This window comes from Aequorivita flava (assembly GCF_038742595.1).
In the GTDB taxonomy this organism is placed as follows: Bacteria; Bacteroidota; Bacteroidia; order Flavobacteriales; family Flavobacteriaceae; genus Aequorivita; species Aequorivita marisscotiae.
On the sequence record NZ_JBANCF010000005.1, the window covers coordinates 155,218 to 180,681 of the forward strand.

Consider the following 25,464-nt stretch of genomic DNA (forward strand, 5'->3'; position numbering starts at 1 on the left):
GGCTCACTGAGTTAAAAAGGACACTGATTCTATAAAATTTTTTACAAATGAAAACTCGATTAATCCCTGCTTTAATTTTCTTTCTATTTATTTCAACTGCAAGCATTTCACAAAATGCAGCGCAGGATTCTACTATGCTAAAAAAGCTTTATACCACGGCCTTATCAGATGGAAAAGCATACGACTGGTTAGATTATCTTTCCAACCAAATTGGAGGACGTTTGTCTGGTTCTTTTGAGGCAGAACGCGCTGTAAAATACACCGAAGCCGAGCTAAAGGAACTGGGTTTAGACAAGGTTTGGCTACAACCGGTAATGGTGCCAAAATGGACACGTGGTTTTAAGGAATACGCCTATATTGAATCTCCCTCGGGCGAAAAAACCGTTACCAATATTTTAGCACTGGGAGGGTCTGTGCCAACACCTAATTTGGGAATAAAAGCCGAGGTAGTAGAAGTTCATAATTTTGAGGAACTCGCAAGTTTAGGTCGTCAAAAAATTGAAGGTAAAATAGTTTTTTTTAACAGACCAATGCAACCAGATTTAATACACACGGGCCATGCCTACGGAGGTGCGTCAAATCAACGTTATTCCGGTGCGGCAGAAGCTACCAAGTATGGAGCAATTGGCGTATTGGTGCGTTCGCTGTCTTTAAAAAACGATTCTGCACCGCATACGGGGGCAATGAGTTATGGCGATACCCCAGAATCAAAACGAATTCCTGCTGCCGCAATTAGCACAAAAGATGCAGATTATCTCAGTGGCTTACTGAAACTAGAACCACAGTTACAATTTTACTTTAAACAAAACTGTAAAATTTGGGACGATGTACTTTCTTATAATGTAATTGGCGAAATAACTGGCACCACTTACCCTGATAAATATATGGTAGTTGGTGGCCACTTAGACAGTTGGGATGTTGGTGATGGCGCTCACGACGATGGTGCGGGAGTTACACAAAGTATGGAAGTATTGCGACTTTTTAAAAAACTGAATTACAAGCCAAAACACAGCATTCGCGTAGTTTTATTTATGAATGAAGAAAATGGTTTGCGCGGCGGATTAAAATATGCCGAAGAAGCCAAACGAAAAAATGAAACCCACGTTTTTGCATTGGAGAGCGATAGTGGTGGATTTACACCTCGGGGTTTTTCACTTGAAACCGATGACGCCAACCTTGCGCAAATTCGTTCGTGGGCGCCACTTTTTGAGCCGTATTTAATTCATCTGTTTGATGAAGGGTATAGCGGCGCAGATATACGTCCAATGAAAGGAAATATCAATGTGCTCGCTGGATTACAACCAGATTCTCAGCGTTATTTCGATATTCACCACTCTGCAAACGATACATTTGAACAAATTAACAAACGCGAACTGGAACTTGGCGCGGCAACTATGGCTAGTCTGATGTATTTAATGGATACTTACGGCGCTAAATAAATTTAATTACCACCATACTACAAAAAAACGTTCCATTTTATGGGGCGTTTTTTTATAAATTAAAGGTGATTTGTTATTTTTAATCTGAAGTTCAACTTTCTCTTTTATTTCTGAAAACGAATGCCAGGCTGCAATAGCCCTTGGTGGTAAAAGCCATTCTTTTTTGGTGGGTATGGCGTATAGTGCTTCGCTTTCTTCCGCAACAAAATCGTTGTGTTTTATCCAATATCCTACGATGCAGTTGGTGTAATTTAAAGAGAAATCATTGCTTTTTATTTTCTTCGGAATGAATAAAAAAGCCTTTAAACACAATTGTTGCGAAGTTGGCAAAGTGATATTTAAAGAGTGTAGTTTTTCAATAGTTTCCGCTTTTTGAAGTAGTGGAAATTGTTTCAACTTTACTTTTTCCAATTTATCAAAAAGACTGTCTTTTCGGTTGGGGCCAATCCATTTTTCTTCTTCCGTAGCACCTAGATTTTCATCGTATAAATAAAATTTGCAAGCTAATTCAATATGAATTATTTCTTCACTTTGTATGTTTTTAGCTATGTAATCCAGTTCGCCTAAGGTTTCTTTCGCACCATTTATTTGAAGATTTGCCACGAGGAGTTTATAGTTTTTTGAACTTCTTAAAAAAGCTTCAAAACAGGCTTCGGCTTGCATTCCGAGTACTAATTGTTCGGGAAAGTTGAATTCGCTTGTGGTTATCATTTCATTTAAAAAACTAAAATTTTCAAAAGGATACTTCTCCGAAGTAATTTTTAATTCAGGTGCGTTTATAAAGCTATTTAAAATGTGGCTATTCAATAGGTTGCGGTAAATTTTGGTGTTAAGTTTTAAATGTCCAAGCAATAAATCGGCTTTGTTTGTTGCCTTGCTCCATTTCAACAATTTTTATATTCGTAGGCTTGGTTTTGTTAATTGCGCGTTTACAATTTTTTAGGTTTTCTTTTTGCGACACTATGACTGTAAACCAATGTACTTGTTCCTTAAACTGAATGCTTTCTTCGGTCATTTTTCTTATAAATGCTACTTCGCCGCCTTTATACCATAACTCGTTGCTGAGACCGCCGAAATTTTTCGAGTTTTGGCCCTTTAAATCTAAATTTTTAAACTTGCGTTGGTTGCTTTGTTCTGCCTCTGTTCGGTTTTTAAAAAACGGCGGATTGCAAACCACCACATCAAAATAATCTGTGGGATGGATAATGTTTTCTAAAATTTGCGTCTTGAATTGCTGGTGCCGTAATTCAATATTTGAGAGTATATTATTTTTAGAAATTATTTTTTGGGCATTGCGCAGCGAATCTGTATTCACCTCGCTGGCTGTGCAGCGCCAATTAAAATGACAACGTGCAAGTATGGGGTAGATGAGGTTTGCGCCCGTGCCAATATCCAGCAAATGAATGTCTGTTTTGTTTAACAAGTCTGCAACGTGTAACAAATAATCTAACCTCCCCGGAATAGGCGGGCAGAGGTTGTCTTCGGGGATTTTCCAGTAATTTAATTCGTAATGAGTTTTTAATAATGCTGTGTTTAGAGCTATTACCGCTTCATTATTGGCAAATTTTATAGTGGTGTTGCCATAATTATTCTTAAAGACAAAATGATTTAATGGAGGGTGGTTTGCTATAAGTGTACTAAAGTTATAATCTTTGGCAAAGGGATTTTTTGGATGCACAGCTTGTATTTTAAGAAAGTAAAGGTACTACAACGGGCGTAAACCAATTTTGAAATAATTTATAGCACAGGCTTTTGCTTTAGGTCGCGCGCCACTTTGGCTTCTTCATTTTTAATTATAGCATTTTTTACGGCGCTAAAAGTAATGTCTTTTGCTTCGGCATACGATATATTATAAACGCGGTTTAGTACACTGAACTCTTCGGGAAATTGTTCTAAAAGCGAATTATAATACACGTCTAATTGGTCTTGGTCAGGCAATTCGAATTTAAGTTTTAGTTGAAATCTTCGCAACAAAGCAGTGTCAATTACACTGGGATGATTGGTAGCGGCAATTAATAAAACGTTATTTGGCAATTCATCAATTAATTGAATAACTGTATTTACCAATCGTTTCATTTCGGCAGAATCTTTATCGTCGTGATCGCGAAGTTTCCCGATGGAATCAAATTCGTCTAATAGCAAAACAGCGTTTTCACGAGCAGCTTTTTTAAAGACTTCGGTAATATTTTTAGCGGTTTCGCCCAATCGGGAAGAAACGATATTTCCCAGGTTTAAAATGATTATTTTTTTATCTAAAGATTGTGCTATGGCTTTGGCGGTGGTAGTTTTTCCGCATCCCGTATGACCAAAGAGAAAAATTTTATTGGCTACCGGAAGCTTGTATTTGTTTAAAATTTCAAAATGTTTAAACTCCTTTAACAACTGTTTTAAGGCATTTTTATTGGCCTTACTTAAATGTAATTGGTTTAAGCCAAGGGTTGCTTCTTTTGAAATAATTATAAAATCTGATAGTGCCATTTTAACCTATTTTAAATCTGCAAAAATACATTGAATTGTAATAGTTATTACCTTTTCAGCACACTTTCGTATTTTGCAATCCACTGTGCAACTGTAATTTTAGTCGCGAGCTCTCCCAGTAATTCAAATGGTATATTTTTTAGGTTCTTAAAACGAACACAGCTTTTTCCCATGTCTAGTTTTCCCTTTGCATACTTGGGATATTCTGCTACAAACCAAGCCATTATTTCAGGATCTGTGTAAATACCGGAATGATAAAAACCAATGTGATTTTTTTGTGAAGCAATGCTCATAAATGGTAGGGCATCCGTAGGTTTGCAGTGGTACCCATCGGGATAAATGCTGTGCGGCACCACATAACTAATCATTCCGTATTGCATAGTTTCTTCAAAACCATCCGGAAGGTTTTTCTTTACTGTATCTCGAAGTTTTTGCATCACTACCTTTCGATCTTCTGGTAGTTCATCAATATATTGATCCGGAGTCTTGGCGGTTGATTGCATTATTTTACTGGCTTTAAAAAATTCATTAAAAAACCCAAATTTAAAGCTTTTGTTTGGTATTGTGCAGAGGAATGTCTGGTGTATTAATTATTAAAGCGCAGCATCATCCCTTTCCAAGTTATTTTTACTTTCCTCGCCTTGGCTATGCAATTGGTTTTCTTCGTCTCGAAGTCCGTTGGGATTGTTTTGTTTTTTTGCCTTACTCCGGCCGGGGATGTCCAAGTCTTTTCCTTCAAAATCTACTTTATTCTTTCTATCCTTAAGTTGTTGATCATCGCCGCCATCGCCGTGAATATTTTTCTGGTTTAAAATATCTTTATCGTGGTCGGTAACTTCAGGATTGTACGGCAGGTTTTCATTTGTAGTGTTTTCTTTCTTTTTCATAATTAATATTTTTAGTTTCCTAAAAGTAATTAATGAAGAAGGCAATTAAAAGCAGTTTAACGGGACGTAGGCAATATTATAACAAAATATTATAAGGTTTTCGACTAAATTGATTTGAGGCCTGAATCTTTAAAATTGTTGAAATAAATTCTAAAGGTTACTGTTTTGTTTCTTGAACGTATATTTAAACCGGGTCAGAGATTTCAACTTTAATTTTTTTACTGATATCCCGCCGCCTGCAACTTAAACAGTTCTGAGTATAGTTTGGGATGAGCCATTAATTCGTCGTGGGTGCCTAGCTCCAGAACTTGGCCGTTTTGCAAAACCAATATACGATCTGCCATCCGTACGGTACTAAATCGGTGGCTGATAATAATGCTGGTTTTACCTTTTGTGAGGGCGATAAACCGTTCAAAAACATCATACTCTGCTTGCGCGTCCAGTGCACTGGTGGGTTCATCCAGTACCATCACATCGGCATCTTTCATATAAGCACGTGCTAACGCTACTTTTTGCCATTGTCCGCCACTTAGTTCGGTACCTTTATAAAAACGTCTGCCTAAACGCTGCTCCAGACCATCGGTCATTTCGTTAACTACTTGTTCGGCGAGACTTTTACTGGCGGCGTAATTTATAATTTCGTCGTTTTGTACTTGTGCAATATTGCCTACAGCTATGTTTTCGCGCAGGGTAAATTCATATTTAAAAAAGTCTTGAAAAATTACTCCAAACCGCTTTCGGTATTCGTCAACATCAAACTTATTAATGTTGGTGCCATCTAAGAGAATTTCGCCCTTTGTGGGTTCATAAAAGCGAAGAAAGAGCTTAATTAGCGTAGTTTTTCCGGCGCCATTTTGACCAACAAAAGCCATTTTTTCACCTGCTTTCATTTTAAAAGTTACGCCTTTTAGAACTTCGGTATTACTTCCCGGATAGGCAAAATGTAGGTTGTTAATTTGAAAACCTTCTTGTATGCTTTCGGGCATTGGAGTTCGTTTTTCGGAAGTTTGCTCAATTTTTAAATCTATAAAATCGAAGTAATCCTGCAGGTACAGCGCACTTTCTGAAATTCGAGTAAATCGAGAAAAGAAGCCCTGCAAATTGTTGCGCAGTCTGTTAAAGGAGCCGGAAAGAAAGGTTAGTTCTCCAATACTGATAGCTCCTGCCAAAACCCGCATAATTATATACACATAGGCGCCGTAATAGCTTAGAACGCCCAAAACATTAAATAATGAACCGTACAAACTTTGTTTGAGCGAGAGCTTTTTATTGATGAGGTAATAGTCGTTCGACAAATTTTTAAAACGTTCTGCTATAAAATCGGTGAGGCCAAAAAGCTTTATCTCCTTAGCGGTTTGGTTGTTGGCACCTATAAAACGAAGGTAATCCAGTTCGCGGCGTTCTGCGGTCCAACTGCGCGCTAAAGAATAGCGCGTGCTGCTGAATTTCGCTTCATTTATAAAAGAAGGAATGATGCTTAGGATAAGTATCAATATTAAAATTGGTTCAAAATAAATTAGTCCTGCAATAAGTGAAACCATAGAAATTAAGCTTTCGGCTTGCCCCAGTGCATTGGTCATTAAACCCACGCGACTATTGGTTTGGGTGCGGGCGCGTTCCAGCTTATCGTAAAACTCGGGATCTTCCAATTGGGCAATGGTAAGCTCGGAAGTTTTACGAATAATTTTTTCGGAAGACATATTGGAGTATAGATCGCCCAACAGGCCGTCTGTAAGGTTTATTAGTCTTCCCAATAAATCTGAAAGCACCGCGACGCAGAATTCAATGATGACTAAATTCCACAGCAAGGTGAAATCTTTGTCTTCGAGGGAAACTTGCAGAATTATTTCATCAATAATCATTTTTCCCACCCAGAGAATTACTACGGGAGTGAAGGCATTTAGCAATCTACTAATTGTATTTGCGAAAAATAACTTCGGACTACTGCGATAAATTTCCCTGAAAAAACGAGGAATTGTTTTTAAAGCTTTAAAGGAATCCTTGAGACTGGTTTTCTCTTCTTCTTCGGTGATGGATTTTAAAATTCGTCTTGCCATTTTTTTAATCTAAATTCTGAAATCAAAATTCAGAATTTTTGAATTACAAAGCTATTCTAAAAAACACAACAACTATCTTTGCGCAAAATTTTTTAAGAATTGGCACTTTCAGATTATACCAAAGAATTTAAATACAACACCAAGCTCGCCACGCCTGTAATTTTGGGAATGTTGGGGCACCAAGTGGTGGCTTTGGTAGATAATATTATGGTAGGCCAACTTGGTAGTGCCGAGCTTGCGGCAGTTTCGCTGGGTAATAGTTTTATGTTTGTGGCAATGAGCCTTGGGGTAGGTTTTTCTACGGCAATAACCCCATTGGTAGCCGAGGCCGATGGCGAAGGCAATCGCGAAAAAGGAAAATCTTCATTTAAGCACGGCTTATTTTTGTGTATTGTTTTGGGCTTGGTACTTTTTGCAACCGTAATGTTTGCAAAACCATTAATGTATGTTATGAGCCAACCGCCAGAAGTGGTAGATCTGGCAATGCCTTACTTAACACTGGTAGCGGCCTCCTTAGTGCCGTTGATAATTTTTCAAGGATTTAAGCAATTTAGCGATGGCATGTCTATGACTCGCTTTCCAATGTACGCTACGATTGCCGCCAATTTGGTAAATGTATTGTTAAACTACATGTTTATTTTCGGAAAATTTGGAGCACCCGAAATGGGGGTGGTTGGGGCTGCCATTGGCACCTTGGTTTCGCGAGTTGTTATGGTGGCGTATTTATGGTATTTGCTGAGTAGAGAAAGTAGATCGCGATTTTTTGTTACCGAAATTAAAATCTTCACGCTGAGTAAAAAAATGTTGAAAAAACTATTAAGTCTTGGTTTTCCTTCAGCTATGCAGATGTTTTTTGAAGTAGGTATTTTCACATCGGCAGTTTGGCTTTCTGGAATTCTTGGAAAGAATGCACAAGCGGCAAACCAAATTGCTTTAAACTTGGCGTCCATGACTTTTATGGTGGCAATGGGGTTTAGTGTAGCAGCAATGATTCGAGTTGGAAATCAGAAGGGATTAAAGAATTTTAGGGAATTACGTCGTGTTGCAATTTCTATCTTTTTGCTCACTGCGCTTTTATCCTTAGTTTTTGTTATCGGCTTTATACTTTTTAATGGCTCGTTGCCAAAAATATTTTTGGATTATGACAATCTTGCGCAATTTGCCGATAACAACGAAGTAGTAATTCTAGCCTCACAATTATTGATTATTGCAGCTATTTTTCAATTTACTGATGCCTTGCAAGTCGTGGCACTGGGAGCGCTTAGAGGGATGCAGGACGTAAAAATACCAACTGTACTTACCTTTATTGCGTATTGGATAATTGGTTTTCCGATTTCGTACTATTTAAGTATGCATACTTCCTTGGAAAGTATGGGTATTTGGATTGGCCTATTTGCAGGACTAACGGCTAGTGGCATTATGTTATTCATCAGATTTAATTATCTTTCAAAAAAATTAATTAGACTGGGCGATGCATAAATTTTATTCGCGATAGCCAATTTTTAAAGTTCAATTTCCTATTAACTAAAAATTTTTAAATAATGGATTTCCCAAAATATCTTCTAGGCGACAACAGCGATTATCCCACAGCTATATTTGTTATACACACAGAGTTTCCGCGGTATATCATTAATCTTGAAAACGATGAAGTTGAATGGTTGGAGGATTTTGATAAGGAAGACCAAAAGGAATTGGAGGCCGAAGCTGAAAATTTAATTCAGGGTGCAAACGATTTTTACGATCGTGAAATTGCACGCTATGACGAAGAATAATACCTATTCATGCTCGAACAACTTTTAAATTACGATACCGAATTTTTCCTGTTTTTAAATAATCTGGGCAATACTTCTTGGGACGGATTTTGGAGGTTTGTAACCGAAAAATGGTCCTCTATCCCCTTATACGCAATTCTGCTGTATTTAATCTATAAACATTATGGGTTAAAAGGTACTTTGGTAGTTGTGGTTTGTGTTGCCTTAATGATTACTGCAACAGACCAGATTGCCAACCTTTTTAAATACGGAATTAAACGCCCGCGACCGTGCAAGGTTGAAGAGCTGCAACCTTTAATGCGCTACGTTGCCGATGGCTGTGGTAGATTTGGCTATTTTTCTGCCCACGCTGCAAGTTCTATGGCGGCGGCTGTATTTCTTGGATTGAGCCTTCAAAAGTGGTATAAATATTTGCCTTTTATTTTATTGGTTTGGGCGGTAGCAACTGGATATAGCCGCATTTATTTAGGTGTGCATTATCCGCTTGACGTTATTAGCGGAATGGCCTTTGGCGGATTGATAGGCTGGTTGTTTTATCTTTTGCAGAAATGGGGGCAGCGGAAATTTAATGTCAGGTCGAACGCAGTGGAGATCTAATTTTCAACCAAAAATTTAAAGTAGAAGTAACCCTTCGATTGCGCTCAGGGTGACATTGCGATTATTTTTTAGTAACGATAAACAATTCGCGGTATAGCCTTGTTTTGTGCGTTTTGCTGTCCGGTCCCTTCGGATTCATATCGTAACGGGTAATGTGTTCTCTTTTGAAGTTAGGATACACTTCTTCAAAATGTTTTAAACTTTCTTCAGAAACCAAAACGCCAAAACGATTTTCGGCAGGGGTACTAAATTCGCCATCTTTATTAAGCATTTCCATCTTTTTGCCGTAATCCCAAATAAGTTCGGGTGTCATCCCTGAGAATTCGTAAATTTTTAGATTTTCCCTTTCTTCAAAATCGTGCAATTCAGAAAATGGTTTGTAATCGGGATTTATAGTTATAGCCTTGCTTAACGGAAGACCGAACCAAATTACCGCTGCAATAAAAGCAATGGTTAAATAAAAAACGGTTGTAATTTTTTTGCGGAAAAGATTTCGAAAAATAAAAACAGCAACTGTAAATAGTGCAAACGAAAGCAGCGCAAACCAAAGCCAGTTTCCTGCGAGGCCATCTTTCAGAAAAATATAACCTCCAATGGGGAAGACAATTCCTATAAAGCCAATTAAGCCAAAATTAAAATATACAGGAATTGTTTCGCGTTTATCTTTTAATTCTCTAAATCTTCGGAAAAGATATTCAATATAAAATCCTGTATTCAGTGCCATTGGAATTAAAACAGGCAGCAAATAACGCGATTTTTTTTCCGGAATTAGTGAAAGTAAAATTACCGAAAGCACGGTCCAGAGAAAGGTGAACAAATACGCCTTTTTATTAAAAACACGGTTCTTTAAATAGGGGTACAACAACCCGATAAACGCCGGAATGGTCCAAACTCCGCTTTGGGTAAAAAAGCTCCAATAATAATAAAACGGTTTTATTTCGTAGCTTATCCAGTTGGTTGTTTCTTTTTTGGTGATTGCTACTGCCGCCGGATCAAAGTTAAGCGTGTACCAATGCCACCAACCCGAAACTATTGTTGCAACAACCAAAAAAGCCAAGAGCGGCAACCAGCGTGTTTTAAAGTTTTTGTATTTGTAAACAATTCCGAAGGCAATTAAAAAGGGCAGGAGCAAAGCATAAAACGAAACGGGACCCTTGCTTAAAAACGAACAGCCAAAGAAAAATCCCGCCAATAGTGCTTTTTGGTATTTGTGGGTTTCTTTTGTAAAAAATAAATAGAGTAAATAAATACACAAAAACATAAAACTGTGCGTATATATGTCCCATTGTCCGTCGCGCGCCGAGGCCACAATGTAAAAGGAAGTTGCCATTATTAACGAACTGATAAAAGCGTATAATTTTTCAGAAGTTAGTTTTTGCGAGAATTTATAGGAGCATAATACTAAAATTAGCGTCATAATTGCCGCTGGAAGCCTTAAAGCCCAAATTGATTTTATTCCGAAAATCGCCGCGGAAAAAGCCGTGAGCCAGGTGGGCAGTGGTGGTTTTTGATAACGTGGTTCGCCATTTATAGTTGTAAGTAGCCAGTTGCCATCGGTTAGCATTTCGCGGGCCGTGATAAAATTTCGCGCTTCCATAATATTTACGGGAAGCGAGTTTAAGTTCACAAAAAAAATAGCGGCACAGGTTATTACCAATAGTAATAAATAGTTTTTCTCAACTTTCATAGCGCAACTGTTTTTTCCAAATAAAAATATTTCGAACATAAATTATCAATCCGGCAATATGTCCTACAAACAGCACAGGGTCCTTTCTAAAAATTGCGTAGGTTAAAATTAAGGATGCACCCAAAACGCTCATGCGCCAAAAGCCTACGGGCAATTGCGAGTTTTTGGTTCTTTCAGAAACCATCCATTGATACACAAAGCGAAGCGTAAATAGTATTTGTGAAATTACGCCCAGCAGCAAAAGCCACAGCGGAATATTATCGTTATTAAAAAGCTTTTCAATATCGTACTCACCATTATTGTAAGCGTAAAGCACTACGAATATTGGAAAAATAAAAAGAAAGATCTGCAAAAGTTTTGGCGATTTCTGCCATTCGCCCTGTAACTGTAAATTACGGATGTAAATGTAATACGTTAAGGCTTGCCCGAGCATGATGGCAAAATCGTCACGTAAATGGCCATACACAAAAAGTAAAAACGAGGCGATTAAACTCAATTTCCAAAATAAGGCTGGAGTAATAATGCGTTTGCTTTTTTCAGAAAGAATCCATTGCAAAATGAGCCGCGCACTAAAAAGAATTTGCGCTAAAAAACCAATGCTGTACACGATCCAATTGCTCATCCTTTGCTTTTAATCTCGTAATTGATGTATTTTTTCTTCATCCAAAGATACGCGAAACAGTCCATCAAAGGGCCAATTAAACGGTTCCAAAGGCCAAATTTTGCCGTGCCCGCCATACGCGGAAAATGTTGAACGGGGATTTGAATTATTTTGCCGTTTTGCAATAAAATCATAGCCGGTAAAAAACGGTGAAGCCCTTTAAACATTGGAATGCATTTGGCATAATCTGTTTTTATTACTTTTAATGGGCAACCCGTATCGTCCATGCCATCGTGCGTAAAAGCGCGGCGAATACCATTTGCAATCGTAGACGACATATTTTTTACAAACTTATCTTTTCTATCTGCGCGTACGCCCGTTACTAAATCATATTCACCAATATGTTGAAGCAATAAATTAAAATCTTCCGGAGCGGTTTGCAAATCGCTGTCAATGTAGCCAAGCAAAGGGCTTTCAACATGGTCAAACCCAGCTTTTATGGCAGCACTTAATCCGCGATTTTCTTTAAATGAAATATATTGAAATGCTTCGTTCCGGCTACAAATTTCTTCAATTAGGGTTTGACTATTATCTTTAGAACCATCATTTACAAAAAGAATTGCGGTTTTTTTTAAAGCAATCTTAGTGTATGCCAGTAATTCTTTTTCAACCCGTTGCAGGTTTTCTTCTTCGTTGTAAACGGGTACAATAATGGTAAATTCGAACATTGTAGATTTTGAAAAGCTTTCTGCAAAAGTATTTCTTTTTTGTAGAATACAGCAGAACGCTAAAAAAGATGTTATTTTGCAAGTAAATTGAAACAAATGTTAGCCAATGGCAAGGAGTCTTGTTTCAAAAAAATATAAAATGAAAATACTTGTTACGGGAGCTGCCGGTTTTATTGGTTCGCATACTTCAGAAAGGTTACAGGAGCTGGGCCACGAGGTTATTGGCATAGATAATTTTTCATCGTATTACGATATTTCGCTTAAAAAATTAAATGAAAAGTCGTTATTGGCCAAAGACATCACCGTACAATCATTGGATTTGCGAACTGCTAATTTAGCCGAAGTATTGCCGAAGGACATAAGTTATATCATGCATTTTGCAGCTCATCCCGGCATTTCAAACACTTCAACTTTTGAGGATTATTTCAGCAATAATATTTTGGCAACCCAACGTTTGCTCGAGTTTGCTGAAAAGCTCCCGAAGCCACCCTTTTTTGTGAACATTGCTACGTCTTCCATTTATGGGTTGGAAGCTACTTTTCCCGAAACTGTGGCGCCAAAACCAGCTTCGTGGTACGGTGTAACTAAACTGGCGGCAGAGCAATTAGTTTTAGCAAAGAGCAGAGAAGGAAAGTCAAGGGGAACTTCGTTACGGTTGTTTTCGGTTTATGGACCGCGGGAACGGCCAGACAAGTTATACACACGCTTAATTGATTGCGGATTGAATGGTAAAAAATTTCCGCTTTTTGAAGGTAGCGAAAAACACTTGCGCAGTTTTACTTATGTACAGGATATTGTGGACGGAATTGTAAGTGTAATTGGAAAGGAAACGATTTGCGATGGCGAAATTTTTAATTTAGGAACCGAGACCGAAACTACTACGGCGCATGGCATTGCGATTATGGAAGATATTCTTCAGAAAAAAATAGATACTGAACAAAAACCGCCACGTGCTGGCGACCAATCGCGAACCAAAGCAAATATTGATAAAGCTCGGAAATTATTAAATTACAATCCGCAGACTACCTTAAAAGAAGGTTTGGAGGCGCAGACAGCCTGGTTTAAAGATAATTTGCTTTAAGATTTTTTTAAATTTAGAAGAATTTCTGCAGCTTCAAAAGGTGTCGTCTTATTTTCATCTATTGCTTTCAGCTGTTTTTCGAGCTCTAATTTTACAGAGGGATTCGCGTAAAATTCACTCTTTAATCTGCTTTCAATTGTTTGCATGAGCCAGAATTTGTTTTGTTCTTTTCTTTTATGCTGAAAATAGCCGTTGTTTTTTACGGTTTCAAAATAATCTGAAACGAGTTGCCAAATTTCGGAAATGCCTTCGTTGTTTAAAGCGCTGCACAAAAGTGTTTTCGGTGCCCAGCCGCTTTCTTTTGCGGGATAGAGATGCAGGGCGCGGTTAAATTCGTTTTTTGCCATTTTTGCCGCCTTCAGATTATCGCCGTCTGCTTTGTTAATTACAATGGAATCTGCCATTTCCATAATCCCGCGTTTAATGCCTTGCAGTTCGTCGCCGGCTCCGGCAAGTTTTAACAATAAAAAGAAATCGGTCATTGAGTGCACAGCGGTTTCGCTTTGGCCCACCCCCACGGTTTCAATTAATATTACGTCAAAACCAGCAGCTTCGCACAAAATAATAGTTTCACGGGTTTTACGGGCCACACCACCCAAAGTATCGCCACTGGCCGAGGGACGAATAAAAGCGTGCGGCTCTTTAACCAGTTTTTCCATTCGGGTTTTATCGCCCAAAATACTCCCTTTACTAATGCTACTACTGGGATCTACGGTTAATACTGCTACTTTTTTACCTTCAGAAACCAATTGGCTGCCAAAACTTTCAATAAATGTGCTTTTGCCCACACCCGGAACGCCGGTAATGCCAATACGGATAGACTTATTGGCATGGGGCAAACACTGTTCAATTATTTCTTTTGCTTGGTTTTGGTGTTTTTGCGCGGTACTTTCAATAAGGGTTATGGCTTGGCTAAGGGCGGTTTGGTTTTGATTTAAGATTTCGGAAACCAATTGCGATACACTTGGGCTTTTCTTTTTTAAAATAGAATGCCGTTCTGCTACCTTTTTATTTAATGTTTTGGGCTGCGGAACGCCTTTCTTTTCGTTTAGGGCGCTAATATTTTTAGGTGTTTCTGCCACAGTGTGAATTTAGGACAAATTTATGAATTTGTTTTTTTAAAGACGAGTTTTAGATAGTATATTGAAAATTAATAATTTTAAAATTCTTATAAAAATGAAAAAGCTATATGAGGCTTCATCTACAGCCGTAGGCGGAAGAAAGGGTCACGTAACCACAGACGATAAAAAAATAGATTTAGAGCTATCTACTCCTAAGGGTTTAGGGGGTGAAGGCGGCAAGGGAACAAATCCTGAGCAATTATTTGGCAGTGCTTATGCAGCATGTTTTGGTGGAGCACTACAATTGGTAGCCGATAAGGAAAATGTAAAGCTCGATGGTGATGTAAGCGTAACCGCAACTGTTGAAATAGGAATGACCAAAGAGGATAACCTACAGTTAAAAGCAACCTTAGATTGCTATTTGCCGGGAGTAGATGTTAAAACCGGTGAAGACCTAGTGAATAAAGCACACCAAGTATGCCCGTATTCTCGTGCTACGCGCGATAATATTACTGTTACCTTAAATTTATTGTTGGATGAATAGTTAATTGATTATCAATAAAAAAGCCCCGAATCCGGGGCTTTTTTATTTACATAGCTTTTAAATTAATTACCTTCCCACCCTCGTTTACTTTGGGTGGTTCTTCTTTTTTTTTCTCTTGAGATTTAGGTTCAATAAACGGACTGTTTTTTAGTTGTTGTGCGGCTTGTTTAATATACCATTCTAACTGATACTTTTGTTTTTCCAATAACTCGAGTATAATCTCTGGCAGCTCTTTACGCTCTAACAGTTCGTCGTACCTTTTTAAATTATTTTTATCGCGACTTATACACGAATTTAAAATTGCTTCCGGATTAATGTGTTCTAGAGCCTCTTTAATTTCTTGCCAAGTACGATCGATGTTTCCTTTTTCTGAATCTTGTTTTAGCGGTTCAATATCTCGCGAGTGAAGTTCGTTAGAAATATCGTGACTCATCCGGTTTCGCTCAACAGCCATGTAATTTAAAAAACGTTTTAAATCTGTAGTTTGTACGTCCTGCGCGGCGTTGTAATAAAGTTTTTCTGCTTCAAAACACGCTACTAACAAGCGATTGAGTTTATTAAAATCTGCGTAATTCTTTTTCATAGTTGTTCAATTTCACCAAAGTTAATGTAAATAATGATCAATTTAAAACGGTAAATCTCAAATATTTCATAAAAAATTAATTCAATTTTGCAACATCCCACAATTTTTGTCGTCTTTTAAATAACAGCAACCAAAAAACCGTCGAGTTTGTCAGATTTACTATTAATTGAACAATGTAAAAACTGCGATCGCAAAGCGCAAATGGCGCTATATGGTAAATACTGTAACGGCATGTTTATTATTGCCAACAGATATTTAAAAGACACTGCGGCTGCGGAAGATGCCATGCAAGATGCATTTATTAAAGCATTTCAAAAATTGAGCCAATTTACTGGCGACGTAACCTTTGGCGCTTGGTTAAAGCGCATTGTAATAAATACCTGCCTTGACAGCATTAAACGCAATAAGATGAAATTACAATCTTTAAACGAAGAAGTTTTTACAATGGTTCACGAAGATTCGGATTGGACAATTGCCGATGAAGCCACAATTTCAGAGGTGCTGGCTGCCATTGAATCTTTGCCGGAAAATTACAAACTTACGGTTAAGCTATTTTTATTGGAAGGCTACGATCATCAAGAAATTTCAGAAATACTGCAGATTTCTGAAAATGCTTCGCGAACCTATTTGCACCGCGGAAAATCAAAACTAAAAGAAAAATTAAAACACTTGCGTTATGGCACAGGATATTAAAAAATTACTCGAAAATTACACGCCGGAGCCCGGCAAGCTTCCGAAGGGGCACGAAGCGCGTTTTGAGGCGAAACTACATAAAGTATTTTCAGAAAAATCATCTAAAGCAGATACTGGTATAATACTTTATTTAAAAATTGCCGCGATAGTTGTTGTGTTTATTGCCGTAAGCTTTTTTGGATACCAACAACTGTCTAATATCTCGTCGGTAATTTCTGAAAATCCAAATAGTCAGGTTGTTGAAAATTCCTCTCAAAAGCCAGAGGATGAGATGGCTCCAAAACTTACATTGGCAGATATTTCACCAGATCTTAAAAAAGTAGAGGAGTATTACATGGCCGGTATTAACGTGCAACTGGCCTCTCTAAAAATAACCGAGGAAAACAGAGATGTGGTAGATGGTTATATGCAACGGCTCGCCGAACTGGATAAAGAATACAATTTGCTCAATGCCGAATTGAGCACCTTGGGCCCCACCGAAGCTACTGTAACTGCCCTAATCGATAATTTAAAGCTGCGTTTGGATTTGCTGTTCAAACTAAAAAACAAATTAAAAGAACTTAAAACTCAAAATAATGAAGAATTTAAAGCTATACAATCCTAACATCCTCATCGCTTTGCTGCTGGTTTGTACCTTGGGCTATTCGCAACAAAAATATGTTGAAAGCTTCAATGTAATCGATAATGTTGAAGTTTCTGTAAACACCTCTTTTACCAACGTTATTTTTGAAACTTGGAACAAAAATAAAGTGGAAGTTGAAGCTTTTATTGAAGACGATAACCTTTCTAAAAGTGAAAGGGAGCAACAAATGAAAAACTGGAAGTTAGACGTATTGGGAAATAGTAAAAGAATAACTATTAATTCAAACGTCGCCAACCAAAGTTTTGCAATGGCCGATATGCCTTCTATGGATTTTATTGGGCCTTTGATGGAAGACATGGTTTTACCGATGATCCAAAACGTAAAAGTACCTCCGTTACCAGAGGAATTACTTGAAAATATTGGTAATATACAATTTGATTATGAAGCTTTTAAAAAAGATGAAGAGGGGTATATGAAGAAATTTGAAGCCCAAATGGATAAAAAATTCGGGAAAGATTTTGAAAAGCGAATGGAAGAGTGGGGTAAAAGCTTTGAAGCCATGTGGGACGAAAAAAGAGCCGATAGTATTGGGGAAGCCTATGGGAAAAAGATGGAAGCTTGGGGCGAAAATTTTGGGCAGCGCATGGAAGCTTGGGGCGAAGAATACGGACAAAAAATGGAGGCTTGGGCCAGTGAATTGGAAAGGAATATAGAAAAGAATGGTGGAGATTATTCAAAAACCGTAACCAAATCGCCGAGCGGTACAGCTATTGTTATAAAAGGAAGCAGCAGTAACAAGACTAATAGAACGATAATTATAAGGTTGCCGAAAAACACCAAAACAGAAATAAACATTCGTCATGGCATTTTAAAAATGGCCGACGCCAGCAATGTAAATGCCAATTTAAATTATACGCCCTTTACCGCAAACAGTATTGATGGTGACCGTACATCAATTAATGCTGCATATGCACCGGTTACTGTTAACCTGTGGAAACAAGGTGTTTTGAATATAAAATTTGTTGACAAATGCAATATAGAAAATTTGCAAAATATTAGTCTCCAAGCCAATTCCAGCGATGTGCGAATAGGAACAATTACTAACCAAGCTTTTCTATCGGGCTCCTTTGGCAATTTACGTATTGATAAGGTTGCCGATGGTTTTGAAACATTAGATATACGTTTGGAAAATACAGACGCACGGGTAAAAGTGCCTACGGGTGCGTTTTCATTTTATTTTACAGGGAATAAATCTACGCTCAAATACCCAAAAAGACTTCAATTAAAAGAATCTAAAAATGCAGGCCGTGTTTTAGTGAAAGGGTTTAATCAAAATAGCGCGACTACTAAAACCATTACTATAAATTCTAATTATAGTAATGTTTCGCTTCAATAAAAGTAAATATGAATTGAAGCGAACATTTAACTTATAAAAAAAGCCCGCTCCAAATAGGGATGCGGGCTTATTATATAGAATTAGGGAGGTTTTTACTATTGTTTTATCACCTTAAAGTTTTCAACACTACCATTGCTCGCAACTTTTACAAGATATACACCACTTGTAAGATTTGAAAGATTGATATCCGTAAGGTTATCATTAAAAGTAACATTAGACACTAATTGACCTGTAATTGTATAAACTGCTACCGAATCAATTGCCTCTTTTGAATTTAAATGAAGTATATTTTCAACAGGGTTTGGATAAAACGAAACTGAATTTTGTGATACGTGGTTTGTACCCAAGATAAGATCGTCAAGATACACCATCCAACCTTCAGCAAATGGAGGAGGACCATTTAACCAACCAGTAACATATTTTCCGTTCGGGGAAACGGCGATTGCGGTACCTAAAAGTCCGTCTGCCGTATTTACGGTAATGCCATTATCTGCCAATACATCTTTTAAATAAAGTGGTTGGTCGCCCAATGAAGGGTGATAAATAATTGCATCTCTTGTTTGAAAGTCTACATCTGCAAAACCCACGGCTACACCATTTTCTGAAATACTTGCAAAAGCAGCGGAGTCTGCACCAGCTGGATTATCAAAACTTGTAAATGTATTGCTCGCACGATCATAAATAAATGGTCTTAAATCAAAATCGCCCACCATTACATCCGAGCTATTAATATCGTTAATGGTATTAATACCGGTAAGTGTTGGCAATTGACCTTCAGGAATTAAGTGATATTCCCCATCTAAGGTTCTATACGCTGGTACGCGAAGGGTTCCTCCACTATCCGGTCTATCTACCCATCCTACCATGATACCATTATCATTAACGGCGTACGCGGCACTTGCTTCTCCTTGGGGATCTAAAGAAATTATAAGCTCTTCGGTTTGTGTATTGTACAAAAATCCGCCGTAGTCATTTCCAATGTTAGATTGGCCTGTTACATATTGGCTGTTTGGAGATATTCCGTATGGTGTGTTTTCATCATAATCGTATGGATCTTGCTCTGCAGTAAAACCTATTGGGTTCCAAACACCATTAAATCTGTAGGCTGCTTGTAGAATGAATTCTGGTTCATCAAAAAACATATATCCGGCAACATTACCATCGTTATTATTTGCCTGTACCATAAATGCGTCAGACTCGATTGGTGTAAAAGTATTCGTCTCAAAGTCGTAATAATCAAAAACTGTAACTCCGAAGCCATTGTCGTTTACGTCGTTAAAACGGGTAGACATTTCGGTTTGTACTTTAAGTTCAATTTGCGCTTGTGCTGCGAATGCCGCCATTAAAAAACACGCTAAAATTGTGCTTTTCGTTAAAAAAGTAATTTTCTTCATTTTCGTTTATAAATAGAATTAGTAAAATTTGATGCCGCAAAGTAAAGCGAATCCAGCAATTTTAAAAGTAACGCCCTTTCAGAATTCAGAATTCTAATACCGTTTAATTGTTAAAATGCTAAAAATTAGGCGGTTAACGTGGGGTGGTTTAGGGGTATTTCGTTAGGTTATCAGCAGTAAAAAATTAAAATTCCAATTTTTTCTTAAGTGATTTTAGACTCTTTTCCGAATAAATTACCGAACGAATTAATAAAATAATACCGAGTAAAATGAAAGAAATACATAATATTTGAAGGATTCTCGTGGTTTTTTTAACGGATGCAAGTTTTTTAGAATTCGTGATAATTAAATCGTTGATAGATGTATCTATCGTTTGCCTTTCTGCTTTTGTAAGTTCTTTGTGGATTTCTAAATTTTTACTTTTAAATACCGCATAACCTTTTAAATTGCCTGTGGCCAAATAATTTGTCGCTAAGGCATTATACAAGGCTCGATTTAAAACTTTGTCGCCAACATCCTGCGAATTTTGTAGCGCTTCTTCAATAAGCGCTATAGCTTTTTGATATTCGCCTTGTGATGTGTAAACTTCGGCAAGTCCTTTTTGGGCAAAGGCTACCAAGCTTTTAGCGTCTATTGTTTTGGCATATTTTACCCCTTGCAAAAAGCTGTTTTCTGCTTCCTTGAGTCTTCCTAAAGTAATTAAACAATTGCCTCTATTGTAATAAGAAGTACTAATATTGGCTTTTACCGCGGGATGATCCAGAATATTCTTATAATCTTCTATGGCTTTTTCGAAATAATTAAGTGCAATATCGCAACTCATCTGTTCGCGATATACAAAACCACGCACTAAATTATTGTAACCCAAGCTTCTAATGGTTACTTCATTTTGAGGCAATTGCTCAATTAACAATTTGGCTTGGTCTAAATACGTAATGGCTTTGTCGTATATTTTTAGCTCTTGATATTGCCCGCCAATTCTATTTAAAAGTTTAATCTTTAAATAAGCGTCGGTTAATTTGGGTAATAATTCTAGGGCTTTAAGGGTGTATTCCAAAGATTTTTCATAATCTCTTTTAGATGAATAGGCTGTAGATATAATTAAATACACCCGTACCTTGGCATCTGCCGAAAGATTAGTTTTGGTGAGTATCTCGGTTGCCAGTTTAATTGAGGTATCGGGATTTTCGTAAATCTGCTGCGTAGCTACCGAAAGAATGCTATCTGTTTTGGATTGTGACAACACAGTTAGCGGCAACAATATAATTGCTGCCATCCATAAATACCTTTTATATAAACAATTAGTTGTCAATTTTTGGATTGCTTTGTGCCAATTCGTTCTTTTTTATCTTTTAAAATAGTAATAAAAGCTGTGGGTGGAATGCCTGTTACCGATTTAAATACCGTAGCGAATAAACTATGCGATGTAAACCCGCTATCCTGAGCCAAATAACTTATTTTGTATTGTAAATAGGCCGGGTCTTTTTTTAGTTTTTCAATTATATAATTTATGCGCAGTTCGTTTATATAAGCGTTGAAATTCTTTTGTTTATGGAAATTTACAACCTCCGAAAGATATTTTGTATTTGTTTCAAATTGAAGTGCCAATAATGAAAGCGACATATCTTGCTTTGTGAATTCGATAGAATTTTCAAAGGTGTTTAACTTTTCTAAAATCTTTTCTTCGGTTTCTTTCGGAACTGTAGAGTGTTTTACAACTTCTTCCTTTGGTGGAGTAATGGCTGCTGGTTTTTGCTTTTTTTCAAAATACTCAATATAGTTTTCGTATTGCTTTGCTTTTATTCGATAACGAAAAGCCAAATAGCCCCACAATACTAACACCATAATTAAAAGAGCACTAAAAAATAAAACATTCCAACGTAAAGACTTTTGGGCTGTTGCCAACTTTTATGCCTCATTGTTGCTGCTGAAATTAAAAGCTATATTAACTGCGTCATTTTCCACATCGGTCTGTGCGCTGTTTAGCAATTGTGTTTTGGCATTTTGATTTTTAAAGTTTTCTAAATCGTTTAGAGCTAAATAATTATCTGCGATTGCTTCTGATATAGAAATTTGCTCCTGAAGATGTGTGAATTTTTCGGCAATGCGCAGTGCAACTTGCAAAGAATCGATTGCGGCGGTATGCTGTTTTTGAAGAAAGAGATAATTGCCAAAAAGTTGCAAACTCTTCATTTCCAGATAATTTTCGGGATTGTATTTTTTGCTTTCAGTGTATGCCTCTTCAAGATAGTACGAAACAGAATCTAACTGAAATTCGCGAAGCTGTAGGGCTGCAATGTCTAAATTAATATTTCCAATTTGTGATGTCTGGAAAGGCCCAGTAAATTTAGTGAGGTAGGCCTTTGATTTATAAAGTCTTTGAAAAGTTTTTTGTGTTGCTTCGGCAGAATCTGATACGGTGTTGTATTGTAAAATCTTTCCCTGCAACCACTCTTGTATGGCGCTATCTGACAGCGAATTGGATGCCTTAATTGCAGCAGTTGTGTATCTTGTAGCGAGCTTATTTAACTCTAACTCCTTCAATATTTTTATTAGTAACGCATATAGTTTTACATTGTTTATAGATAACTCCTGAGTGTTGTCATGGAGTGCTTTTAAACCAACCTCCAACGCCTTATCCAGCGTGCCTTGTATATAGTAACTCGTTGTTAAAAGATACGATGCGTGAAGGCGTTGTGCAGGATTATCTGTTTTAGTGTTTATATATTCAACAATGCGAATAGCTTCCTGCGGGTTAGCGTAAATTGTATTTTCGGCTTGCGCTAATAACTGATTTATATTGTCCTCTTGCGAGATAGACAATTGAAAGTTAAACAAAATCAGTACTAAACAAAGCAAGCGCATGACTGCAGGATATTTTGCAGTAAAAATAGCTACTACGGTATTAAATTAAGAATGAAATTTTATAAAATATGATTTTATTTTTAATTACCACAAATTACTGATAATCAATACTTTTATTTATTTAGTGCTATAAAGTGGTTTTATTGATAAAATGGTGGCAGTTTAGTTTTCAATTACTCAATAAAAAAACCGCCCCCAAATAAATGAGGACGGTTTTCTCAAAAAAAAAATCTAACTATGAATAAAAATTACTATTAACTAATTTTTAATTTTTTACAATTTTATACGTGCCAATAGCATTGTTGGTTATTACTTTCGCGAAATATATTCCTGTAGCCAAGGAGTTTAAATTAATTTCGCCCTGCATTGCATTTAAGTTTTTAAACATTAAACGCTGACCATTCACGCTGTAAACCTCAACTGATTTAATTTCTTTATTACCAGAAATTTGTAAAATATCTGTAACTGGATTTGGGTATAAAGCCACGCCCGTAAGTTGGTTGTCGCTTACACCAAGAGCTTCACAAGTTAACTGTAATTGGAAATTTCCAGCCTTGGTATCGTCATAACCTTCTATCATTATAATGTAGGTTGACGTACCGTCAGATTCAAATTCTAGTTCTGGTTGGTTAACACATGAACTGTCATTAAAAGCTATTTGCGTAGTTAAATTACAATCGCTGTAAACGCGAACAGTAGTAGGAAAAGTTGTGTCGGGGCCACAGGCATTAAGAGTAATGGTTTCTGCGGTACCGTTTCCTGTGTACGAGTAAAACACATCTGGAGAAGCGTTCCCGCCAGAATCAGTTCCAAATATTGTTGAATTAGTAACCAAGTCGCCACACGCTAGCGCAATTGCTTCAACACAATCGTCGTTCGTAGGGACGGTAGGCATTTGTACTCTATATGTAAACAATTCTCCCCAAGGACCAATTGTAGCGTCGTATCCCCAGCCGGTAATATATTCTCCATTTGAAGAAATAGCATTTGGTACATAAATAGGGCTCGCAGTCATTGTATATCCTAAAGTTTCGGTTATAAAAGTGTTGAATTCTTGTATTCCACCACTTGGAGTCCAAATAAAGGGAATATTTGGGTCAAAAGGTCCTACTTGAAAGAAACCTATTACAACAGAACCGTCGTGATTTATTCCAGTTACGCTGCCTGCACTACCTGGAGATAGCGTTCCCAATGATATATATCCAGTAGCTTCACTCCAAATCCATGGTTCGTTATTGTTAGCATAATCACCGTCGCCGCCTATCCAATTACCATCTGCAGAAATGGCACTGCACTCACCTAATTGGTTAAATTCGTCATTTGGGTCGCCATTGGGGTCTACCAATAGATATTCGTTTGGCAACCAATTTCCGTTAGCGTCTTTACGCCATACTGCCGATTTCCAAGGCCCGTTAAAATCTTGCCATCCCACAATTACACTTCCATCACCACTTACGGCATTGGCTCTTGTGCTTCGGTTTATATTTTGATACAAGCTTCCTAAATCTACTAAACCATCTACTTCTGTCCAAGCTGTTGCGTGAACCGCCAAGCCAGGCTCTCCGGGAGTAGGAGTAACATAGGCGCTACCAACTACTGTACTACCATCTTCAGAAATGTTATACCCCGAACTTAGTCCGATGTCAGACGAAACGCCGAAACTCCCCAAAATAGTCCATTCGGCATCGGCTACATTGTACATTGATTGAATTGAGAATGTATTGGTTTCGACTTCTTTTCTAAACATAACCCCCTGCGAACCGAAAACAAATCCGCGGCCATTTGGCGTGTAAACTACTTCGTAAAGAGCCTCGTTGTATGTAGAAGTGCCCATATTGTTTACTGGAAAAGTTTCTCCACCATCTTCTGAGCTAAAAATCATTTCCGGTGTTCCTATTAAAGTAACATGGTCTGCATCTAGCCACGCTACATCGCGCCAGATTGGACCAGGGCTGTTTGCAACCGTTATAGTTTGCCAAGTGGCGCCTCCATCGATAGTTTTTAGTACTATATCGTCACCTACGGCGAATCCTGTATTCATATCATAGAATTCAATACCAGCTAAAATTTGCGAACCAGAATGAACCGTGGTCCAAGTTGCCCCGTTATCTGTAGATTTTTGAATTGTCCCCCCGTTTGAAGCCATAAAATACGTGTCTCCCCCAACATATGTAAGTTGGTCTGGAATTGCGGCTACTCCAGTAGCAGCGGTCCAGGTGTTACCACCATCAGACGTATAGTATATAGTGCCAGGCGCACTATTGGGGAAAGCTCCAATAATTCCGTTCTGTGTATCCTTAAAAACCACATCGGTATAAAACCAAATATCTGTACCTGGTGTCATCGGTGTCCAAGTATTTCCAGCATCGGAGGTTTTACCGGCGTAAGCGCTCCACCCTACAACATAACCTGTATAAGAATCTGGAAAACTGATACCTTCAATACCTTGATCGGTTCCGGTCCAAATTTGTTCCCAGCTATCGCCGGCATCGTAGGTTCGTAAAACTATGCCATCGCCGTTGTAGGTAACAGATTGTCCTGCGGCAAATCCAAGTGAGTTTTGATTATCTGGAAATTCAATACCGGTAAAAATATAATTATAACCCGTATTTAACTTTTCCCATTCTGTTGGGGTTGTAATTTCTGTATACGAAGTACCCGACAACAGGTTACCATCGCCAGAAAATCTAACTGCGCCGCCTACACCTTGACCGGGTGCGGCACCGCCAATTATTTCGAACGTATTAGTATCCGGATTCCAAAGTGAATACGGTCCGGCTTGGGCTTCATACCCAGAAATTACACCTTCATTAGAAACGCCTTGTGTTTCGAAAAAAGTTGGCTTTACCACAAATTGGGCAAAAATGCTACCTGAACTAATAGCAAAGACAGTTAGAAATAGTAATAGTGTTTTTTTCATTTTAAAAGTTTTTGTTGATTAAATTGAAGTCCTTTAACTGAAAGCTAAAGTAGAGGGTGTATTACTATTATAAAAGGAAGTATCTTTTAAAATTCACG

Annotated in this window: 25 protein-coding genes; 9 read left to right on the plus strand and 16 right to left on the minus strand. The window is 37.7% G+C overall.

The annotated features are described in order from the left end of the window. The first annotated feature begins 47 nt into the window (after positions 1 to 47). Positions 48 to 1,439 (plus strand): M20/M25/M40 family metallo-hydrolase, encoded by a 1,392-nt coding sequence (locus VZD24_RS08585; RefSeq protein WP_342687416.1) that lies wholly within the window; start codon positions 48 to 50, stop codon positions 1,437 to 1,439. Between the two features lie 6 nt (positions 1,440 to 1,445). Here VZD24_RS08585 and VZD24_RS08590 read toward each other — a convergent pair whose 3' ends face one another. The 6 genes from VZD24_RS08590 to VZD24_RS08615 all read right to left on the minus strand — a co-directional run bounded on the left by VZD24_RS08590 (position 1,446) and on the right by VZD24_RS08615 (position 6,861). Then, complete coding sequence (locus VZD24_RS08590) at positions 1,446 to 2,246, minus strand: DUF1853 family protein (RefSeq protein ID WP_279447176.1); 801 nt, start codon at positions 2,244 to 2,246, stop codon at positions 1,446 to 1,448. Positions 2,247 to 2,268: 22 nt separating this feature from the next. Then, positions 2,269 to 3,117: a 23S rRNA (adenine(1618)-N(6))-methyltransferase RlmF gene (gene rlmF / locus VZD24_RS08595; protein WP_342687418.1), complete on the minus strand. Its 849-nt coding sequence runs from the start codon at positions 3,115 to 3,117 to the stop codon at positions 2,269 to 2,271. Positions 3,118 to 3,176: 59 nt separating this feature from the next. Next, entirely contained in the window at positions 3,177 to 3,917 is a 741-nt protein-coding gene (locus tag VZD24_RS08600; RefSeq protein ID WP_342687419.1) for an AAA family ATPase, read from the minus strand. A 47-nt stretch (positions 3,918 to 3,964) separates the two neighbouring features. Beyond that, positions 3,965 to 4,420 carry a DUF1801 domain-containing protein gene (locus tag VZD24_RS08605; RefSeq protein WP_279447179.1) on the minus strand — a complete coding sequence of 152 codons (456 nt, stop codon included), beginning with the start codon at positions 4,418 to 4,420 and terminating at the stop codon, positions 3,965 to 3,967. 90 nt (positions 4,421 to 4,510) lie between these two features. After that, the gene (locus tag VZD24_RS08610; RefSeq protein ID WP_342687420.1) at positions 4,511 to 4,804 is read right to left on the minus strand and encodes a hypothetical protein; all 294 of its coding nucleotides are present in this window, start codon (positions 4,802 to 4,804) and stop codon (positions 4,511 to 4,513) included. A 218-nt stretch (positions 4,805 to 5,022) separates the two neighbouring features. Then, on the minus strand, positions 5,023 to 6,861 hold the full coding sequence (locus VZD24_RS08615) for an ABC transporter ATP-binding protein (RefSeq protein ID WP_342687421.1): 1,839 nt from the start codon (positions 6,859 to 6,861) through the stop codon (positions 5,023 to 5,025). Between the two features lie 99 nt (positions 6,862 to 6,960). Between VZD24_RS08615 and VZD24_RS08620 the strand changes: the two genes are divergently transcribed. The 3 genes from VZD24_RS08620 (at position 6,961) to VZD24_RS08630 (ending at position 9,230) form a co-directional block, all read left to right on the plus strand. Beyond that, the gene (locus tag VZD24_RS08620; RefSeq protein ID WP_342687422.1) at positions 6,961 to 8,340 is read left to right on the plus strand and encodes an MATE family efflux transporter; all 1,380 of its coding nucleotides are present in this window, start codon (positions 6,961 to 6,963) and stop codon (positions 8,338 to 8,340) included. Between the two features lie 62 nt (positions 8,341 to 8,402). Further along, positions 8,403 to 8,633, plus strand: coding sequence for a DUF8828 family protein (locus tag VZD24_RS08625; protein ID WP_279447183.1), 231 nt, complete (start codon positions 8,403 to 8,405; stop codon positions 8,631 to 8,633). Between the two features lie 9 nt (positions 8,634 to 8,642). Further along, a complete protein-coding gene (locus VZD24_RS08630; RefSeq protein WP_279447184.1) occupies positions 8,643 to 9,230 on the plus strand; it encodes a phosphatase PAP2 family protein in 588 nt (195 codons plus the stop codon). 61 nt (positions 9,231 to 9,291) lie between these two features. Here VZD24_RS08630 and VZD24_RS08635 read toward each other — a convergent pair whose 3' ends face one another. From VZD24_RS08635 to VZD24_RS08645, 3 genes are read right to left on the minus strand one after another with little or no spacing between them, the layout of a single operon-like run. Beyond that, positions 9,292 to 10,917, minus strand: a complete 1,626-nt coding sequence (locus VZD24_RS08635) for an ArnT family glycosyltransferase (RefSeq protein WP_342687423.1) — start codon at positions 10,915 to 10,917, stop codon at positions 9,292 to 9,294. Then, a complete protein-coding gene (locus tag VZD24_RS08640; protein WP_279447186.1) occupies positions 10,907 to 11,539 on the minus strand; it encodes a lipid-A-disaccharide synthase N-terminal domain-containing protein in 633 nt (210 codons plus the stop codon). Before VZD24_RS08640 ends, VZD24_RS08635 begins: the two co-directional genes overlap by 11 nt. Next, the gene (locus VZD24_RS08645) at positions 11,536 to 12,246 is read right to left on the minus strand and encodes a glycosyltransferase family 2 protein (protein WP_342687424.1); all 711 of its coding nucleotides are present in this window, start codon (positions 12,244 to 12,246) and stop codon (positions 11,536 to 11,538) included. The genes VZD24_RS08640 and VZD24_RS08645 overlap by 4 nt, the downstream gene beginning before the upstream one ends. A gap of 139 nt (positions 12,247 to 12,385) precedes the next feature. Here VZD24_RS08645 and VZD24_RS08650 point away from each other — a divergent pair, with 139 nt between their 5' ends. Further along, positions 12,386 to 13,327, plus strand: coding sequence for an NAD-dependent epimerase/dehydratase family protein (locus tag VZD24_RS08650; RefSeq protein ID WP_342687425.1), 942 nt, complete (start codon positions 12,386 to 12,388; stop codon positions 13,325 to 13,327). On the opposite strand, the gene meaB is transcribed toward VZD24_RS08650, so the two are convergent. After that, the gene (gene meaB, locus VZD24_RS08655) at positions 13,324 to 14,409 is read right to left on the minus strand and encodes a methylmalonyl Co-A mutase-associated GTPase MeaB (protein ID WP_342687426.1); all 1,086 of its coding nucleotides are present in this window, start codon (positions 14,407 to 14,409) and stop codon (positions 13,324 to 13,326) included. The two genes, VZD24_RS08650 and meaB, sit on opposite strands and share 4 nt — an antisense overlap. Positions 14,410 to 14,503: 94 nt before the next feature. On the opposite strand from meaB, the gene VZD24_RS08660 reads away from it, so the two are divergent. Next, positions 14,504 to 14,932, plus strand: a complete 429-nt coding sequence (locus VZD24_RS08660) for an organic hydroperoxide resistance protein (protein ID WP_342687427.1) — start codon at positions 14,504 to 14,506, stop codon at positions 14,930 to 14,932. 46 nt (positions 14,933 to 14,978) lie between these two features. On the opposite strand, the gene VZD24_RS08665 is transcribed toward VZD24_RS08660, so the two are convergent. Further along, positions 14,979 to 15,515 carry a DUF2383 domain-containing protein gene (locus VZD24_RS08665; protein ID WP_279447191.1) on the minus strand — a complete coding sequence of 179 codons (537 nt, stop codon included), beginning with the start codon at positions 15,513 to 15,515 and terminating at the stop codon, positions 14,979 to 14,981. Between the two features lie 147 nt (positions 15,516 to 15,662). Here VZD24_RS08665 and VZD24_RS08670 point away from each other — a divergent pair, with 147 nt between their 5' ends. From VZD24_RS08670 to VZD24_RS08680, 3 genes are read left to right on the plus strand one after another with little or no spacing between them, the layout of a single operon-like run. Continuing rightward, positions 15,663 to 16,208, plus strand: a complete 546-nt coding sequence (locus VZD24_RS08670; protein ID WP_342687428.1) for an RNA polymerase sigma factor — start codon at positions 15,663 to 15,665, stop codon at positions 16,206 to 16,208. Continuing rightward, positions 16,192 to 16,812 (plus strand): hypothetical protein, encoded by a 621-nt coding sequence (locus VZD24_RS08675; RefSeq protein ID WP_342687429.1) that lies wholly within the window; start codon positions 16,192 to 16,194, stop codon positions 16,810 to 16,812. Before VZD24_RS08670 ends, VZD24_RS08675 begins: the two co-directional genes overlap by 17 nt. Next, positions 16,784 to 18,187 carry a DUF4097 family beta strand repeat-containing protein gene (locus VZD24_RS08680; RefSeq protein WP_279447194.1) on the plus strand — a complete coding sequence of 468 codons (1,404 nt, stop codon included), beginning with the start codon at positions 16,784 to 16,786 and terminating at the stop codon, positions 18,185 to 18,187. The genes VZD24_RS08675 and VZD24_RS08680 overlap by 29 nt, the downstream gene beginning before the upstream one ends. Positions 18,188 to 18,282: 95 nt before the next feature. Here the strand turns inward: VZD24_RS08680 and VZD24_RS08685 are convergent, their stop codons facing one another. The 5 genes from VZD24_RS08685 to VZD24_RS08705 all read right to left on the minus strand — a co-directional run bounded on the left by VZD24_RS08685 (position 18,283) and on the right by VZD24_RS08705 (position 25,366). Beyond that, positions 18,283 to 19,581 (minus strand): T9SS type A sorting domain-containing protein, encoded by a 1,299-nt coding sequence (locus VZD24_RS08685; protein WP_279447195.1) that lies wholly within the window; start codon positions 19,579 to 19,581, stop codon positions 18,283 to 18,285. A 184-nt stretch (positions 19,582 to 19,765) separates the two neighbouring features. Continuing rightward, positions 19,766 to 20,857, minus strand: a complete 1,092-nt coding sequence (locus VZD24_RS08690) for a tetratricopeptide repeat protein (protein ID WP_342687430.1) — start codon at positions 20,855 to 20,857, stop codon at positions 19,766 to 19,768. A 32-nt stretch (positions 20,858 to 20,889) separates the two neighbouring features. Further along, the gene (locus tag VZD24_RS08695) at positions 20,890 to 21,426 is read right to left on the minus strand and encodes a helix-turn-helix domain-containing protein (protein WP_342687431.1); all 537 of its coding nucleotides are present in this window, start codon (positions 21,424 to 21,426) and stop codon (positions 20,890 to 20,892) included. Between the two features lie 63 nt (positions 21,427 to 21,489). Then, positions 21,490 to 22,404: a hypothetical protein gene (locus tag VZD24_RS08700; protein WP_342687432.1), complete on the minus strand. Its 915-nt coding sequence runs from the start codon at positions 22,402 to 22,404 to the stop codon at positions 21,490 to 21,492. A 307-nt stretch (positions 22,405 to 22,711) separates the two neighbouring features. Beyond that, positions 22,712 to 25,366, minus strand: coding sequence for a YCF48-related protein (locus VZD24_RS08705; protein WP_342687433.1), 2,655 nt, complete (start codon positions 25,364 to 25,366; stop codon positions 22,712 to 22,714). Positions 25,367 to 25,464: the final 98 nt, after the last annotated feature.